The organism is Pseudomonas sp. MNR3A (assembly GCF_009650575.1).
GTDB classification, from domain to species: Bacteria; Pseudomonadota; Gammaproteobacteria; order Pseudomonadales; family Pseudomonadaceae; genus Aquipseudomonas; species Aquipseudomonas machongensis.
Genome location: NZ_VZZS01000015.1, coordinates 73,583 through 90,314, shown reverse-complemented (window position 1 = coordinate 90,314; position 16,732 = coordinate 73,583). Strand labels below are relative to the sequence as shown.

At 63.8% G+C, this 16,732-nt stretch carries 13 protein-coding genes and 1 pseudogene; 7 read left to right on the top strand and 7 right to left on the bottom strand.

Features of this window, described 5'->3' with window-relative positions; genetic code table 11:
* Positions 1–278: 278 nt before the first annotated feature.
* Positions 279–1,034 carry a PIG-L deacetylase family protein gene (locus tag F6X62_RS11590; RefSeq protein ID WP_153773565.1) on the top strand — a complete coding sequence of 252 codons (756 nt, stop codon included), beginning with the start codon at positions 279–281 and terminating at the stop codon, positions 1,032–1,034.
* A gap of 25 nt (positions 1,035–1,059) precedes the next feature.
* Here F6X62_RS11590 and F6X62_RS11585 read toward each other — a convergent pair whose 3' ends face one another.
* The gene (locus F6X62_RS11585; protein ID WP_054891313.1) at positions 1,060–1,959 is read right to left on the bottom strand and encodes a helix-turn-helix domain-containing protein; all 900 of its coding nucleotides are present in this window, start codon (positions 1,957–1,959) and stop codon (positions 1,060–1,062) included.
* A 199-nt stretch (positions 1,960–2,158) separates the two neighbouring features.
* On the opposite strand from F6X62_RS11585, the gene F6X62_RS11580 reads away from it, so the two are divergent.
* The 4 genes from F6X62_RS11580 to F6X62_RS11565 all read left to right on the top strand — a co-directional run bounded on the left by F6X62_RS11580 (position 2,159) and on the right by F6X62_RS11565 (position 6,844).
* A complete protein-coding gene (locus tag F6X62_RS11580) occupies positions 2,159–3,517 on the top strand; it encodes a glutamine synthetase family protein (RefSeq protein ID WP_054891312.1) in 1,359 nt (452 codons plus the stop codon).
* Between the two features lie 105 nt (positions 3,518–3,622).
* Positions 3,623–4,711: a polyamine ABC transporter substrate-binding protein gene (locus F6X62_RS11575; protein ID WP_065862826.1), complete on the top strand. Its 1,089-nt coding sequence runs from the start codon at positions 3,623–3,625 to the stop codon at positions 4,709–4,711.
* Between the two features lie 14 nt (positions 4,712–4,725).
* Positions 4,726–6,021, top strand: a complete 1,296-nt coding sequence (locus F6X62_RS11570) for an FAD-binding oxidoreductase (RefSeq protein WP_153773564.1) — start codon at positions 4,726–4,728, stop codon at positions 6,019–6,021.
* A 145-nt stretch (positions 6,022–6,166) separates the two neighbouring features.
* Positions 6,167–6,844 carry a DUF3313 domain-containing protein gene (locus F6X62_RS11565; RefSeq protein WP_153773563.1) on the top strand — a complete coding sequence of 226 codons (678 nt, stop codon included), beginning with the start codon at positions 6,167–6,169 and terminating at the stop codon, positions 6,842–6,844.
* Between the two features lie 11 nt (positions 6,845–6,855).
* On the opposite strand, the pseudogene F6X62_RS11560 reads toward F6X62_RS11565, so the two are convergent.
* The 4 genes and pseudogenes from F6X62_RS11560 to F6X62_RS11545 form a co-directional block, all read right to left on the bottom strand.
* A pseudogene (locus tag F6X62_RS11560) lies at positions 6,856–7,131 on the bottom strand (C4-dicarboxylate transporter DctA); the annotation flags it as partial.
* Positions 7,132–7,139: 8 nt separating this feature from the next.
* On the bottom strand, positions 7,140–8,021 hold the full coding sequence (locus F6X62_RS11555; protein WP_153773562.1) for an alpha/beta fold hydrolase: 882 nt from the start codon (positions 8,019–8,021) through the stop codon (positions 7,140–7,142).
* 127 nt (positions 8,022–8,148) lie between these two features.
* Positions 8,149–9,456, bottom strand: coding sequence for a serine/threonine transporter (locus tag F6X62_RS11550; RefSeq protein WP_153773561.1), 1,308 nt, complete (start codon positions 9,454–9,456; stop codon positions 8,149–8,151).
* Positions 9,457–9,563: 107 nt separating this feature from the next.
* Positions 9,564–10,940 (bottom strand): L-serine ammonia-lyase, encoded by a 1,377-nt coding sequence (locus tag F6X62_RS11545; protein ID WP_153773560.1) that lies wholly within the window; start codon positions 10,938–10,940, stop codon positions 9,564–9,566.
* A gap of 146 nt (positions 10,941–11,086) precedes the next feature.
* On the opposite strand from F6X62_RS11545, the gene F6X62_RS11540 reads away from it, so the two are divergent.
* A complete protein-coding gene (locus F6X62_RS11540; protein ID WP_054891304.1) occupies positions 11,087–12,022 on the top strand; it encodes a LysR substrate-binding domain-containing protein in 936 nt (311 codons plus the stop codon).
* A gap of 160 nt (positions 12,023–12,182) precedes the next feature.
* A complete protein-coding gene (locus F6X62_RS11535) occupies positions 12,183–12,836 on the top strand; it encodes an Ig-like domain-containing protein (RefSeq protein WP_153773559.1) in 654 nt (217 codons plus the stop codon).
* A 287-nt stretch (positions 12,837–13,123) separates the two neighbouring features.
* On the opposite strand, the gene F6X62_RS11530 is transcribed toward F6X62_RS11535, so the two are convergent.
* Positions 13,124–14,458, bottom strand: a complete 1,335-nt coding sequence (locus F6X62_RS11530; RefSeq protein ID WP_153773558.1) for an LLM class flavin-dependent oxidoreductase — start codon at positions 14,456–14,458, stop codon at positions 13,124–13,126.
* Between the two features lie 16 nt (positions 14,459–14,474).
* The gene (locus tag F6X62_RS11525; protein ID WP_153773557.1) at positions 14,475–16,583 is read right to left on the bottom strand and encodes a TonB-dependent receptor domain-containing protein; all 2,109 of its coding nucleotides are present in this window, start codon (positions 16,581–16,583) and stop codon (positions 14,475–14,477) included.
* Between the last annotated feature and the right edge of the window lie 149 nt (positions 16,584–16,732).

Here is a 16,732-nt window from a genome sequence, read left to right as displayed (position 1 = left end):
GGGGGTGGGAGGCATCAATCAACCACGGTGGTTGATCGTTACGGTGAGCGTAATGTTTTCAAAGTAAGGACTTGAGCCGTTGTCTTTCGCAGCAATGTCTTGTCGCGGCTAAATCCACTCCCCCGTCCTCGCCAGCTTTTTTGAACTCTCCCCTCACCCACTCCCTCAATTCTTCAGAGACCCGGGAGTCGTCCCGAAACCCGCCATGACCAAGCCGCCGCAGCATTACCAGCGCCAGGATTGGTTTGAGTTCGACTGACAGCAGGAGCTTGGCAACGATGAACGAGCACATGATCCAGGCTGCCGCGGGAACCCCTTGGAGCGAATGGCAGAAATCCGCGCACCTGGCCCGGGCCGCCTGGATCACCCCCGAACAACTGTGCCCGCCGGGTCGGCGCCTGGTGTTGGTAGCGCCGCATCCGGATGACGAGGTGCTCATGGCGGGCGGATTACTGAGTGACTTCCATGGCCGCGAGCAGGATCTCGTGCTGATCTCCGCCACCGATGGCGAAGGCAGCCACCCAGGCTCGGCACAGTGGAGCGAACGACGCCTGCGCCACCAGCGCCCACTGGAGAGCCACCATGCCTTGCAGCAGCTCAATCTGCGGGTCGGCGATCTGGATTGGCGACGGCTGAACCTCAAGGACGGCGCCTTGCCCCGGGACGAGGCCTTTCTGGTCAATTACCTGAACCAGTTACTGCAACCCGGCGATCTGTTGATGTGTCCCTGGCGCCACGACGGCCATTGCGACCATGACGCGGTGGGCCGTGCCTGCGCACAGGCCGCCCAGGCGCGCGGGGCAACGCTGGCCGAAGCGCCGATATGGGCGTGGCGCTGGTCGACGCCGGACGATCCTCGGCTACCTTGGCAACGCGCGCGTCGTATCCAGCTCGACGAAGCGAGCCTCGCGCGCAAGCGCCAGGCCATCGCTGCCCATGTCAGTCAGATGGAGGCGGATGCGGACACGCCGCCCGTGGTGCCGCAACAGCTGCTGGAATGTCTGCTGCAGCCTTTTGAACTGGTCTTCATCTGACAGCCAACCCCTCGCAGATGCCCCTTCAGCGCCCGCGCTTGAGCGTCTCGCTCGGCAATTCGCGGAACAACTGGCGATAGCTCTCGGAAAACCGCCCCAGGTGCCAGAACGACCAACGCATCGCCACTTCCGCTACCGTCACGTCGCTGGCGCGGCGCAGCAGGTCGCGGCGCGCACCGTTGAGTCGGCGCAGACGCAACCAATGCGCCGGGGGCATGCCGGTAAAGGCCTTGAAGGCCTCCTGCAATTGACGCAACGACACCCCGGCCACCTGCGCCAGCTCCATGAGATTGAGCGTCTCTTCCGGGCAGTCCGCCGCCCATTCGCTGACCCGCTGCATGATCGCCCGCTCTTCACCGCGCTTGCCCAGTGCCTGGCCTTGCAGGCGCTGGCAGGCGTTGTCGAGGATGAACAGGCAGTCATCGAGCAGTTGCTCGGCCAAGGCCTGCCCTTCGAGTGGGCAGTCAGCCTGCGCCAGACGTGTCAGGGTCGCGCTCAGCCAGCTGCCGAACAGCGCATTCTGGCCGCTGCCCAGCGGCACCATGAACAACCCCTGCAAACGCTCCAGATCCAGGCCGTGCCGCTGCAGGAACGGCTGGTCGAACACCACCGCCACTTCCTGGTAGTTCTCCGGGGTTATCCAGATGTTGCGGCTTTGTTCGTTGAGCAGGTACAGGCTGTTCTCGACCTGGTCGAAGCAAAAGGTCAGCGAGCCGCTCGGGGCGCGGAAGAACTGCTCGACTCGGGTATTCAGGCGCTCTTCGTACACCTCGACGCCATCGAGCCCTAGGCAGCGCAGCTGGCCGCTGAAATGCCCGGGTGACATCTGCCGGTACTGCTGCTGCCAGCCAGGGGTGGCACGCACCTGCTCGGTGACATCGGTGGTGTTGAAAGCCTGGACCTGCAAGGCGGTTTGCGTATTCACGCGACGTCCTATATGCACTCTTTTGGTGCATTGATTGACGGAGAAAACGGATAGATCACCCCGAGGGGCAGCGCCCAAGATAGTCCTCAGCGTGACCTGTGGGAAGTGGCGCCGTGAAAAGGTTTGTAATACCTCCTGGAGGTCGACGGCCTTCACGCGCTGCACATGCCCACCACCAAAACCCAACCAAGAGGTCTGTATGAACGCCCCCTTCGATCAGCTGTCCGCCTGGCTGAAAGAACACCGGATCACCGAAGTCGAATGCGTGGTCAGTGACCTGACCGGCATTGCCCGCGGCAAGATCGCCCCGACCAACAAGTTCCTCAACGAGCGTGGCATGCGCCTGCCCGAGAGTGTGCTGCTGCAGACCGTCACCGGCGACTTCGTCGATGACGACATCTACTACGGCCTGCTCGATCCGGCCGACATCGACATGATCTGCCGCCCTGACCCGGCAGCGGTGTACCAGATCCCTTGGGCGATCGAACCGACCGCCATCGTCATCCATGACACCTTCGACAAGCACGGCAACCCCATCGAGCTGTCGCCGCGCAACGTCCTGAAGAAAGTCCTCAAGCTCTACGCCGACAAGGGCTGGCAGCCGATCGTTGCGCCCGAAATGGAGTTCTACCTCACCCAGCGCTGCGAAGACCCGGACCTGCCGCTGCAGGCGCCATTGGGCCGTTCGGGCCGTGCCGAGAGCGGCCGGCAGTCGTTCTCCATCGATGCCGCGAACGAATTCGACCCGTTGTTCGAGGACGTCTACGACTGGTGCGAAATCCAGTGCCTGGACCTGGACACGCTGATCCACGAAGACGGCCCGGCGCAGATGGAGATCAACTTCCGTCACGGCGACGCCCTGGACCTGGCCGACCAGATCACCGTATTCAAGCGCACCATGCGCGAGGCGGCGCTCAAGCACAATGTCACCGCCACCTTCATGGCCAAGCCGATCACCGACGAGCCGGGCAGTGCCATGCACCTGCACCAGAGCGTGGTCGACATCGCCACCGGCAAGCCGGTGTTCGCCAATGAAGACGGCAGCATGAGCGAGCTGTTCCTGCACCACATCGGCGGCCTGCAGAAGTACATCCCCAAGGTACTGCCGATGTTCGCGCCGAACGTCAACTCGTTCCGCCGCTTCCTGCCGGACACCTCGGCGCCGGTGAACGTGGAATGGGGCGAGGAAAACCGCACCGCCGGCCTGCGCGTCCCAACCTCCAGCCCCGAGGCAATGCGCGTGGAGAACCGCCTGCCGGGTGCCGATGCCAACCCTTACCTGGCGATCGCCGCGAGCCTGCTGTGCGGTTACCTGGGCATGATCGAGAAGATCGAGCCGAGCGCGCCTGTACAGGGCCGCGCCTACGAGCGCCGCAACCTGCGTCTGCCGATCACCATCGAGGATGCGCTGCAGCACATGGAAGACTGCAAGGTCCTGGAAGACTACCTGGGGCGCCAGTTCGTCCAGGGCTACGTCGCGGTCAAGCGCGCCGAGCATGAAAACTTCAAGCGGGTGATCAGCTCCTGGGAGCGCGAGTTCCTGCTGCTGAGCGTGTGACCCCATCGAGGGTTTCTGTGGGAGCGGGTCGATCCGCTCCCACAGGCAACGCGCTGCCCCTGCTTCCGTTTCGAACCCGAAGAACAAGTCCAACGAGGTGCCGACATGCGTCATTTGCAAACCCTGATTCCCGCAGCCTTCGCCCTGATGTTCGGCGCGGCCGCCCAGGCCGAGCCCACGGTCAGCGTGTACAACTGGACCGACTACATTGGCGAGACCACCCTGGCCGACTTCCAGGCCAGTACCGGGATCAAGGTGGTCTATGACGTCTTCGACTCCAACGAAACCCTCGAGGGCAAGCTGCTCGCCGGCCGCACCGGCTACGATGTGGTGGTGCCCTCGAACCACTTCCTCGCCCGCCAGGCCAAGGCCGGCGCGTTCCTGCCACTGGATCGCAGCAAGTTGCCGAACTGGCAGCACCTGGACCCGAAACTGCTCAAGCAACTGGAGCAGAACGATCCGGGCAACAAGTACGCTGTGCCTTACCTGTGGGGTACCAATGGCATCGGCTACAACGTCGAGAAGGTCAAGGCCGCGCTGGGCATCGACAAGGTCGACTCCTGGGCCGTGCTGTTCGAGCCAGAGAACCTGAAGAAACTCAAGCAATGCGGCGTGGCCTTCATGGACTCGCCCGACGAGCTGTTCCCGGCCATGCTCAACTACCTGGGCATGAACCCACGCAGCGAAGACCCGAAAGACTACGCCAAGGCCGAAGCACGGCTGATGGAGCTGCGCCCGTACATCACCTACTTCCACTCCTCCAAGTACGTCTCGGACCTGGCCAACGGTGACGTGTGCGTGGCCTTCGGCTATTCCGGCGACGTGTTCCAGGCGGCCAACCGCGCCGTGGAAGCCAAGAACGGCGTGAAGATCGCCTACAGCATTCCCAAGGAAGGCAGCAACCTGTGGTTCGACCTGCTGGCCATCCCGAAAGACGCCAGCAATCCAGACCAGGCCCTGGCCTTCATCAACTACCTGCTCGACCCGAAAGTGATCGCCAAGGTCAGCGCCACGGTCGGCTATGCCAATGCCAACCCTGATGCCAAGGCGTTCATGGACAAGTCGCTGGTGGAGAATCCCGAGATCTATCCGTCCCAGGAGGTTCTGGACAAGCTCTACGTCTCCAGCACCCCCAGCCCGCAGATCATGCGGGTGATGACCCGCTCCTGGAGCAAGATCAAGTCCAACCGCTGATTCGAGTGTTTCCGATGCCTCATCAAACCGAACACACCACCTCCTACTACGCCGCCACGGCCCGTGCCACGGCGCCCTACCCCGAACTCGAAGGCGAGTTGAGCGCCGACGTGTGCGTGGTCGGCGGCGGCCTGACTGGCGTCAACACCGCGCTGGAGCTGGCCGAGCGTGGCCTGTCGGTGATTCTGCTGGAGGCCCGCCGCATCGGCTGGGGCGCCAGTGGGCGCAATGGCGGACAGCTGATCCGTGGTATCGGCCATGACGTTTCGGGCTTTGCTCGCTACGTGGGCCAGGACGGCGTGCGTTACCTCAAACAGGCAGGCCTGGACTCGGTCGAGCTGGTGGCCAGGCGCATCGAGCAATACGGCATCGAGTGCGACCTGCGCTGGGGCTTCTGCGAGCTGGCCAACACCCCGGCGCAGTTCGCGGCGTTCAACGACGAACTGCACGACCTGGCCGAACTGGGCTATCGCCATGAAACCCGGCTGATCGCCCCAGCGCGCATCCACGACATCGTCGCCAGCGACCAGTACGCCGGCGGCCTGGTGGACATGGGCTCCGGCCACCTGCACCCACTGGACCTGGTGCAGGGCGAAGCCCGCGCCGCCAGCAGCCTTGGCGTGCGAATCTTCGAGCAGACCGCTGTGCAACGCATCGAACACGGGCCCACCGTCACCCTGCACTGCGCACGCGGCAAGGTACGGGCCAAGAGCCTGGTGCTGGGGTGCAATGCGCACCTGGACGAGCTGGAGCCGCGCTTGACCGGCAAGGTGCTGCCCGCCGGCAGCTACGTGGTGGCGACCGAACCGCTGCCCGAGGCTCTGGCGCGCAGCCTGATTCCGCAGAACATGGCGCTGTGCGACCAGAAGGTCGGCCTTGACTACTACCGCCTGACCGCCGACCGCCGCCTGCTGTTCGGTGGCGCCTGCCACTACTCCGGTCGCGACCCGAAGGACATCGCCGCCTACATGCGCCCGAAAGTGCTGAAGGTGTTCCCGCAACTGGCCGATGTGCGCATCGACTTCCAGTGGGGCGGCATGATCGGCATCACCGCCAACCGCTTCCCCCAGGTCGGCCGCCTGAGCCAGCATCCGAACGTGTATTACGCCCAGGGTTACTCCGGGCATGGCCTGAACGTGACCCACTGGACCGCCAAGCTGCTGGCCGAGGCCATCGCCGTCGGCCACAGCCAGGGCCTGGATATCTTCAGTGCCGTACCGCACCTGACCTTCCCCGGCGGCAAGGCTCTGCGCTCGCCGCTGCTGGCCCTGGGGATGTTGTGGTATCGCGTGAGGGAGGTGCTGGGGTGATTGAAGGATGGTTTGCAGGCCCTGATTTCATGTGGGAATTCACATCACAGAACCAAGGGCGCACACCAAACCACCTGCAAACTGGCCAATCGCCAAGCACCTGCTAGCGTTGATCTGGCCTCCCCCTCAATGGACGCTACCCATCATGAAACCGCTGCCTCGCGCCACCCTGCTGTGCGCTGCCGTGCTTGCCCTGGCCGCCTGTTCCAGCAACCGCGTCGATCCGAGCCAGTATTCCGGGTTTCTCAAGGACTACAGCCGACTCAAGCCGGCGGAAAGTATTTCCGGGGCACCGGTAATGCGCTGGATCGACCCCGGGATCAAGGCCAGCCAGTATCAACAGGTCTATATCGAGCCCAGCCAGTTCTACCCCAGACCACAACCCACAGCGGTGATCTCGGCGCAGACCCTGCAAGCGATCACCCGCTACTTCGACGACGCCATGCGCCGGGAACTGGGCAGCGTGCTGACGGTGGTCAGCGCTCCAGGCCCGGGAACGATCGTGGTACGCCCGGCGATCACCGCGGTGTCGACCAAGACCGAGGGGCTCAAGCCCTATGAAGTGGTGCCCATCGCCCTGGTGGCCGCGGCTGTGAACACTGCGGCCGGTGGTCGTGACCAGGAAGTGGACATCGCTGTAGAAGCGGCCTTCCTCGACGGTGCCAACCAGAAAGTGTTGGCCCAGGTGGTGCGCAAGGGCACCGGCGAGGCGCTGGAGAACGACACCGCGCAGCTCAAGCTGGAGAACGTCAAGCCGGTGCTCGATGGCTGGGCCAGCGACATGCGTCGTAGCGTCGTGGAACTGCGCAAGAAGGGCCAGTAAACGGCGTCGGATCAGTCTTTCGCCGCAGGCATGCCCGAGGTTTCAGGCGTGGTCTGGGCGCTGGCAACCGCGCCCGGGCTGCGGCTGATTACCGCCAGCCGGTCCCTGTCGAGTTCGCCCTCCCAGGCTGCAACAGCCAGGGTCGCGACCGCATTGCCGATGATGTTGGTCAGCGACCTGCATTCGGCCATGAAGCGGTCGCCGCCCAGAATCAGCACCATCGCCGCGACCGGTATGGTCGGCACCACCGCAAGGCTTGCGGCCAGCGCGACGAAACCCGCGCCGACAGGCCGTATCAGGCGTGCAGCAGGAACGGCAGGGCGTGCTCGAGCAAGGCTTGCGGGGCTTCTTCAGGAATGTAGTGACCACAGGGCAGCTCGTTGCCGCGCAGGTCCTGGGCACAGGCGCGCCATTCCTTGAGCGGTTCGAAGCACTTGCCGATGACGCCGTCACGGCCCCACATCACCAGCAGCGGGGTCCTGACCGTGTTCCCGGCATCGATATCGGCCTGGTCATGCTCCAGGTCGATGCCCGCAGCGGCCCGATAGTCTTCGCACACGCCACGCGCTGCGCCCGGTAGCGACAGGCAACGACGGTACTCGGCGAACGCCTCGGCGGTGAACGGCGCAAGGCCGGCACTGCGTCCGCCCATGACGCTGCGCAGGTAGCCTTCCGGGTTGGCTTCGATCAGGGTTTCAGGCAGTGGCGCCGGGCGAATGAGGAAGAACCAGTGCCAGTAGGCACGGGCGAAGGCTTCGTTGGTCTGGCGATACATTGCCAGGGTTGGCGCGATGTCCAGCAGCACCAGGCGGGTCAGGCGCTGGGGATGGTCGAGCGCCAGGCGGTGCGCGACCCGCGCGCCGCGGTCGTGGGCCATCAGGGCGAATTGCTCGAACCCCAGGGCATGCATGAGCCCGACCATATCTGCGGCCATGCGGCGCTTGGAATACGCCTCATGCCGGTCGTCGGCCTCAGGCTTGGCCGAATCGCCGTAACCGCGCAGGTCGGCAGCGACCACAGTGAACTGCTCGGCCAGCTTTTCGGCCACCTTGTGCCAGATAACATGGGTCTGCGGGTGGCCGTGCAACAGCAGCAACGCCGGCCCCTTGCCGCCGATACGGTAGGCGATCTCGATACCTTCGACGTGCTGGAAGGCTTTCTTGAAACCCTGGAACATGCCAATCACTCCGTTCGTGTGCACTCAGGCCGTAAGACGACCCTTCAGGTGCCGAGCATAGCTGCGGCACCGAAGGCATCAAGAACACAAATGCAGAGCGAAGCAACACGAATCGTGAAGCATGGCCTCAGGCAAAGAAGCCGTAGAAAATCGCAGACAAGGTGATCAACCCCACCAGCACGACGAACACGTTCGACAGCGCGCCCGAATACTTGCGCAGCGAAGGCACCTTGCGCACGGCATACATCGGCATCAGGAACAGCAGGCACGCCAGCGCCGGGCCACCGAGGCTTTCGATCAGGCCGAGGATGCTCGGATTGAGGGTCGCCACGATCCAGCAGCCCAGCACCATGAACAGCGCGGTCACCCGCTCCAGGCGCTTGGCCGACCAGCTTTTACCTCGGCTGCGCAGGCTCTTGACGATCATGCCCTGGAAGCCTTCGCTGGCACCGATGTAGTGCCCCAGGAACGACTTGGTGATCGCCACCAGGGCAATCAGGGGGGCGACGAAGGCGATGACCGGCGTCTGGAAGTGGTTGGCCAGGTACGACAGGATCGAGATGTTCTGCACCTTGGCCGCTGCCAGGTCGGCAGGGCTCAGGGCCAGTACGCAACTGAAGCAGAAGAACATCACCGTCAGCACCATCATCACGTGGGCGGTGGCCAGGGTACGGCCGCTCTTGCGGTCGGCGTCGGCGCCGTAGCGATGCTTCTGGTCAACGGCGAAGGCCGAGATGATCGGCGAGTGGTTGAACGAGAACACCATCACCGGGATCGCCAGCCACAGGGTCAGCAGCAGCTTGGAGGTGCTCAGGCCTTCGCTGGCCTGGGCGAAGAAGGCACCGTTCCAGTTGGGGATCAGGCTCAGAGCCAGCAGCAGGAGCGAGGCGACGAAGGGATAGACCAGCACGCTCATGACCTTGACGATGATCTGCTGGCCGCAACGCACCACCACCATCAGACCGGCGATCAACAGCAGCGACAACAGCGCACGCGGCGGCGCGGTCACGTGCAGTTGGTGCTCGAGGAAGCTGGTCAGGGTGTTGGTCAGGGCCACGCTGTAGACCAGCAGGATGGGGAAGATCGCCAGGAAGTAGAGCAAGGTGATGAGCTTGCCGGCACCCACGCCGAAATGCTCCTCGACCACCTCGGTGATGTCTTCGTTGCCGCCACGGCGCCCGGAAAGCACGAAGCGGGTCAGCGCACGGTGCGCATAGAAGGTCATCGGGAAGGCCAGCAGCGCGAGGATCAGCAGCGGCCAGAACCCCCCTACCCCGGCGTTGATCGGCAGGAACAGGGTACCGGCACCGATGGCAGTGCCGTACAGGCCCAGGGCCCAGGTGGTGTCGTGGCGGTTCCAGCTGCGCGTGGCTGTGGTCGAAGCCGGCGCAGCCGAATCCGCACGAACGGTCGTGGTGTTGTGTACATCAGTCATGGGTTTCGCCTTTGTAGTTGTTTTTGTTGCTCGGTGCAGCGGGTGTTGCAAATGGGTTCAGGCTTGTTGAGTCGAACGCCTACAGGAGCGGGTTTGAACCAGCGAACTCAGCACTCGACAAAGGCAACGGCCAGGCCGCCGCGGGAGGTTTCCTTGTAGTTGGCGTGCATGTCCGCGCCGGTGTCGCGCATGGTGCGGATCACCCGGTCGAGGGAGATGAAATGCTCGCCATCACCCCGCAAGGCCATCTGCACGGCATTGATCGCCTTCACGGCGGCGATGGCGTTGCGCTCGATGCACGGCACCTGGACCAGACCGCCGACCGGATCGCAGGTCAGGCCGAGGTTGTGCTCCAGGGCGATTTCAGCGGCGTTTTCCAGTTGCGGCGGGGTGGCGCCGAGCACTTCGGCAAGGCCTGCAGCGGCCATGGAGCAGGCCGAACCGACCTCACCCTGGCAACCCACTTCGGCGCCGGAGATCGATGCGTTTTTCTTGCACAGGATGCCGACCGCCGCAGCGGCCAGCAGGAACGCCACCACGTCGTCGTCGCAGGCCGCGGGGTTGAACTTCATGTAGTAGTGCAACACCGCCGGGATGATGCCGGCCGCGCCATTGGTCGGTGCCGTGACCATGCGCCCGCCAGCGGCGTTTTCTTCGTTGACCGCCAGCGCGAACAGGTTGACCCACTCCATCGCGCTCAGGGTCGAGCCGATCACGTTGGGCTTGCCCAACTCCTGCAAGCTGCGGTGCAGGCGCGCAGCGCGGCGCTTGACCTTGAGCCCGCCCGGCAGGATGCCTTCGTTGCGCAGGCCGTTTTCGACGCATTCGCGCATGGCGGCCCAGATGCCCAGCAGGCCGCTGCGGATCTCGTGTTCGCTGCGCCAGGCGCGCTCGTTGGCCATCATCAACTGGCCAACGGTCAAGCCATGGGTCTTGCACAGCGCCAGCAGCTCGGCGCCTGAGGAAAACTCGTACGGCAGCTCGACGTGCGCGTCGGTACTGGCCGGAGCATCGATTTCGGCCTGCTCGATGATGAAGCCGCCGCCAACGGAGTAGTAGGTCTGGGTCAGCAGGTTGCCCTGCCCGCCCAGTGCTTCCAGGCTCATGGCGTTGGGGTGGTAGTCCAGGCTCTCGTCGAGCAGGCGCATGTCGCGGCTGTACTGGAACGTCACCGGATGCGAGCCATCGAGCATCAGGCACTGCTCCTGCATCAACTGGTCGATGCGCGGCTCGATGCTGTGCGGGTCGATGCGGTCAGGCCACTCGCCCATCAGGCCCAGCAGGCAGGCGCGGTCGGTGGCGTGACCGACGCCGGTGGCCGACAGCGAGCCATACAGGCGCACCTCGACCCGCTGCACCTGGGCCAGCAGACCATGTTCGCGCAGCCGTTGGGCAAAGGTGGCGGCGGCACGCATGGGCCCCACGGTGTGGGAGCTGGACGGCCCGATGCCGATCTTGAAGAGGTCGAAAACACTGATAGCCATGCTAATGCCTGACCGCTGCGACGTTGTTTGCCGCTGCGCGGCCCTCCGGAAAAATTGATGGGTACTGCGAATTTGCGCGATACTGCCGCGCTCGCCTGGCAATGACCAACGAAAATTCCTAAGCAAGCCTTTAGCAGGACTAAACAATGAAAGGGCAACTCAACGGCCAGGTATTCGTCTGGCTGCATGTGTTCTCCTGTGCGGCACGGCATCTGTCGTTCACCCGCTGTGCCGAAGAACTGCACATCACCCCCGGGGCGGTCAGCCAGCAGATGCGCCAGCTTGAAGAGCGCCTGGGCTTCGCCCTGTTCCTGCGCCGCGCCCGTGGTGTGGAGCTGACCGCCGAGGGGCAGCGCCTGGCGCAGACTGTCGCCGAGGCCTATGGCAGCATCGAAGCCGAATTGCTGCGCCTGGACGCGGGTGAAATTCGCGGCACCTTGCGCCTGCGCTCGATCCCTTCGTTCCTCGCCAAATGGCTGACCCCGCGCCTGCCACGCTTCCAGCAGCGCTACCCGGACATCGAGCTGCGCCTGGTGGCCGAAGACAGCAAGCAGGCCCTGCACGACGGCGACTTCGACCTGGCGATCGACCTCAATGACGGCAGCTATCCCGGAATGCTCTCGACGCCGCTGCTGGACGAGCAGATCTTTCCGGTCTGCTCTCCCGCCCTGCTACGCGGTCGCCCGCCGCTGCACGGGCCGGCCGATCTGGTCCACTATCCGCTGCTGCACGACATCACGGCCTGGCGCGGCAGTTCGGAATACGCGGAGTGGGAGTTCTACCTGGAGGGCATCGGCGCGGGTGGCCTGAACGTGCGCCGCGGCCACACCTTCAACCGCAATCACCTGACCATCGAGGCGGCGATTGCCGGTATCGGCGTCGCGATTGCGCGCCGTACCTTGCTCAACGATGAACTGGAACGCGGCACCCTGATCGTGCCTTTCGGGGTGTCGATCCCCAATCACAAACGCTATGTGTTGCTCTATCCGCCCGGCGGCCTGACCCAACCCGGCGCCCGCGCAGTGCACGATTGGTTGGTGGAGGAGGCGCAGACCTTTCGGGCCCTGCATCCGCTGATGTGATAACAACTCCCGGCAAGCGCGTGGCCGCGTTACCACCCACGTGCCAAATGCCCGTCAGGGCCACGCTGGCGCACAACCGACACCTAGCATTTTTGTCAGTTTCGGGCGATTTCAATCCGGGCAATACTGCTGCCGGGACTACCAGCACCAGGGAAAAGCCATGACATCGTCGATAACTGCGGCACCCAGAAAGTCCGAGCCTTTGCGCTTCAAGGTGGGCAACTCGTTGTACATCGGTGGTGACCATCACCAGGCCATAGGGCCCGATTACATCATCGTTTGGCAACGCCCCCCGGCTGTACCTGCGCCCCAGTTCAATGCTTCTTTCCTGCGCTCAGCTAAAGGTGGATTACCCCCCTATCGCTATTCATCGAGCAACGGAAATATCGCCGTGGTGGATCCGAAGAGTGGATTCGTGGTGGCCACGGGAATCGGCACTGCACGGATCACGGTGATAGACAGCGCTGGCAGCCAAGCCGGTTACAACATCACGTTTACCGGTTTCGTACGTCTGGTACAACGACTCGATAATCAAGTCTGGAGAATTCCCGCATCAGAGCCAACACGTCCTGAGCACCATGCGTTGACTCGAGCTCAAATGATGACGTTCTGGCAGGTGTACAAGGGGGAGGATCCGACAAGATCAGTGCTGCAAATTCTAGGGTGGCCTGAGTCATTCTACTGGGCAGGTGAAAACTATCTGCATGACACCACTTCTTGGACGGTGGACCTTCGTCCACTAGCACCTGACTTCAACGGCGTTCGACAGTGGGGGGGGATCTATCTGCCTACCATTAGCCGGATAGGCTGGTAACCCTATTGCCAGACCATAGCGTCTGTGGCCTGGCTGCCTTTGGCTTCCTCCGTCATGTGCCGCACTCCTGCACTACGGCATTGGTCGGCGGCAGCCCGCTGGTCATTGGCCGTCAGGATGGAGCCTTTGGGCGGGGTCTTCATGCTACACCTCCGGGACACAGGACTCTGCGAGGTGCCGGAGCAAGGGGCATACCATGGAAAAATAGAGAGCGTTTTCAGTACCTTGGCAGTTCACAGGGATCGCAGCGGGGGGGGATTCCCCACTGCCATTCCCCTTTATCGGGGTCACCTGCGCCGCGAGTACTGATTCACCGCCTTGGGCAGACCAAGGTGCTCGCGCAGCGTGCTGCCCTGGTATTCGCGCCGAAACAATCCCCGCTGCTGCAGCAACGGCACCACTTCCTCGACGAACACCTGCGCGCCTGATGGAAACATGTCAGGCATGATGTTGAAGCCATCTCCCGCCCCGGCCAGGAACCACTCGGCCAGGGTGTCGGCGACTTGCTCGGGCGTACCGACCGCCAGCCGGTGGCCTACCAGGATGCGTCGCGACAACTGGCGAATGGTCAGGTTTTCGCGCCGGGCCAGGTTCAGTTGCGCCTCGAGAAAGCCATGGGAACCCTGCTCGAACGCAGCCACCGGGCCGATCCTGGCCCAGGGCAAGGGCGCATCCGGGTCCAGCTCGCGGGCATCGATACCGATGCGTCCGGCCACTTGCTGCAACAGGCCATGCTCGCCATGCCAGGCGTTGAGCTCGTCGAAACGCGCATGGGCCTCGGCCTCGGTGCTGCCGATCACCGTCGACAGGCCGGGCATGATCTTCAGGTGCCTCGGGTCTCGCCCCCAGGCCTTGGCGCGGGCTTTCATCTCCCGGTAGAAGGCCTGCCCGTCAGGCAAGGTGGTCTGGGTGGTGAAGATCGCATCGGCATAGCGCGACCCCAGCGCCTTGCCGCCTTCGGAAGAACCGGCCTGGACCAGGACCGGACGCCCCTGGGGCGAGCGCGGCAGGTTCAGCGGACCTTTGACCTGAAAGTGCCGGCCCTTGAAGTCGACGGTATGGACCTTGTCCGGGTCGGCGAAGCGCCCCCCTGCCCGGTCCCCGATCACTGCATCCTCTTCCCAGCTGTCCCACAGCTTGAGCGTCACCTCGAGAAATTCCTCGGCGCGGCCATAGCGATCGACATGCAGCGGCGCACCCGCCAGGCCGAAATTCTGCGCGGCCGCGTCGCCGGCGTTGGTGACCACGTTCCATGCGGCGCGCCCACCGCTGATGTGGTCCAGCGAGGCGATGCGCCGGGCCAGGTTGAACGGTTCGTTGTAGGTGCTCGAACAGGTGGCGATCACCCCAATGCGCTCGGTGGCAGCGGCCACGGCGGTCAGCAGCAGGGTCGGCTCCAGCCGCCCGCCCGGCTGGCTGGCGACATCGCCGGGCAGTGCCGGGCCATCAGCGAGAAAGATCGCATCCAGGCAGCCCTTCTCCGAAAGCCGGGCGATATCGCGGTAGTAGGCGACATCGACATACGCGTCGATGGCCGCCTCGCCCTGGCGCCAGGCCGCAGCATGGGCGCCGAACCCGAGGATGTTCATGCCCAGGCTCATCTGCGCTTGATCTGTGCTCATGAGGCTCTCCCCGCACTCAGAATCGGAAGGCAACGCCAGTGGTCACGTTGAACGCGTCCCCTGGGTAGAAGTTCGCAGAATCGCGCCCGCCTGCGTCATAGGCGGTGTTGGTGGCGCTGGCATAGCGCTGGTTGGTGAGGTTGCGCAGGTCGGCGAACACCTCCCACTTGCGGCTCGGCGCCTGGTAGCCGAACTTGGCGCCCCACAGCAGGTACGAGGGCGTCTGCCAGGTGTTGGCGTAGTCGATGTAGTAGCTGGACGCGGCACGCAGGTTGAGCGAGGCGTAGAACCCGCTGGCCTGGCGATAGGCGAGCTCGGCCTGGTAGACCTGACGCGGCAGGCCGGGCAGTTGGTTGTCGCCGAAGCGTTCGTCGTGGCGGTACTTGAAGTCGTTGAGGGTGTAGGCCTGGCGCAGGTCGAGGGTGTCGCCGTTGGCACCGGTCCACAGCAAGGCGTTGAGCCCCGCTTCGATGCCTTGATGAAGGGTCGGGCTGGCATTGGAGGTGGCCGTGAGCTGGTCCTGGGTGGCGGTTGCCTGTTGCACGACCACGGTCAACAGCTCTTTCTGCACCCAGGAGCGGTACAGGGTCAGGCTGCCATCGAAGATCCCATGGCTGCCGCGTACCCCCACCTCGAAGGTCGTGGCCTTCTGCGGCCGGACATCGTAGAGGAAAGGATTGCTGGTGCTGCCCAATTGCCAGGTCACCGGCGGGTCGATGCTGCGGCTGACGTTGCTGAACAGCTGGAATTCGGGATTGATCTGGTAGCGCAGTCCCAGCCGCGGCGCCAGGTCGTTCTCGACGTATTCGACGCGGGTGGGGAAGTTGCTGGGGTTGGCCGCGGTCAGGGTACTCGCCTCGATCTCGCCCTTGCGACGGATGTTGACGAACGACAGCCCCGACGACACCCACAGGTCATCGGCCAGTTGCAGCTCGTTGGCCAGTGTCAGCACGGTATCGCGCGAGCCGGTGTAGTTGGTTTCCTGGGTCCTGAGCCCGGTGGCGCGGCTGTGCGCCTTGACATCGGCCAGGTAGGCGCGGGTGTTGCTGAAGATCACGCTGCTGTCACTGGGCAGGCCGAGGAAGGTGTCGCCGGTACGCAGGTAGCGCAGGGTCAGGTTGATATCCTTCGAGCGCCAATCCTGCGGCGCCACGGCATAGCGCCAGCCATTGAGCAGCGGGTAGTTGTTGTACGACGCGCCGACTTCGAGCCTGGCGCCATCGTCGAAGGTGTAGGTGGTCTTGTTCCCGATGAAGGTGGTGCCGTCCTTGCGCCGCCCGGTGGGCACCAGGTTGCTGCGCGGGTCATGCTTGAGCTGTGCGCGGGTCAGGGTGTTGCCGTTGATCAACTGCTCTTCGCGGTACTTGAAGAACATGCGGGTCTGCAGCTTGGGGCTGAACACGTGGCCGAAGTTGGCGGCTATGCCGCGACCTTCGTTACTGGCGTGATCCTGGTAACCGTCGCGCTCGTTGTGCAGCACGTTGATGTAGTAGTCGCTGTCGCCCACCACACCGCCCGTGCTCAGCTGCTGCTTGCGGTAGCCATAGCTGCCGACCTCGAAGCGTGCATAGTTGCCAGGGTCGGTACGGCCGGTCTTGCTGACCATGTTGATCGCCCCGCCCAGTGCCAACGCGCCGTACTCGTAAGCGTTGGCGCCGTAGAGCACCTCGGTGTGATCCACCGCCTGCATGTCGAGAAAGTCTTCCTGGGTGCCACCGGGGCCGGTGATCGGCAGGCCGTCGAAGAGAAACTTGGTGCCCAGTACATAGCCTTGGTAGAAGGTATTCAGGCCCGAGCCGCGGATCGAGATCTTGTTCGCAGCCGTGCCGCTGGTGCCCTGGGCGAACACACCGGGCTGCAGCGCCAGTACGTCCTCGGCGTTGGCCGCACGGCCCTGCTCGACTTTGCGGTTGTCGACCACCGCCGTATTGCCAGCAACCTTCTGCAGGCGCTTCTGGTCCTGCTGGGCGCCGGTTGCCGCGGCGCCGGTGACCGTCACCGTGCCCAAGGTGGATTCCTCGGCGGCCAGCGTTGCCGGGCTGAAGGCAACCAGTAACAACGGCAGGCTGGCGGCGGTCACCAGACTGAAACGCGGCTGAGTGGAAAATCGAACTTTCGCACGCACTACTGATACTCCCCATTTATATATAAGGCCGCGTTTCGCTGTTATTCACGAAGTACGGTCGGGCATTCAAATGGGTTATTGCAGTTGTTGTGCCAAGGCACTAAAGACACTATTTCAGCGATTCGCGTGTTGGAGGACGGGCTATTTGT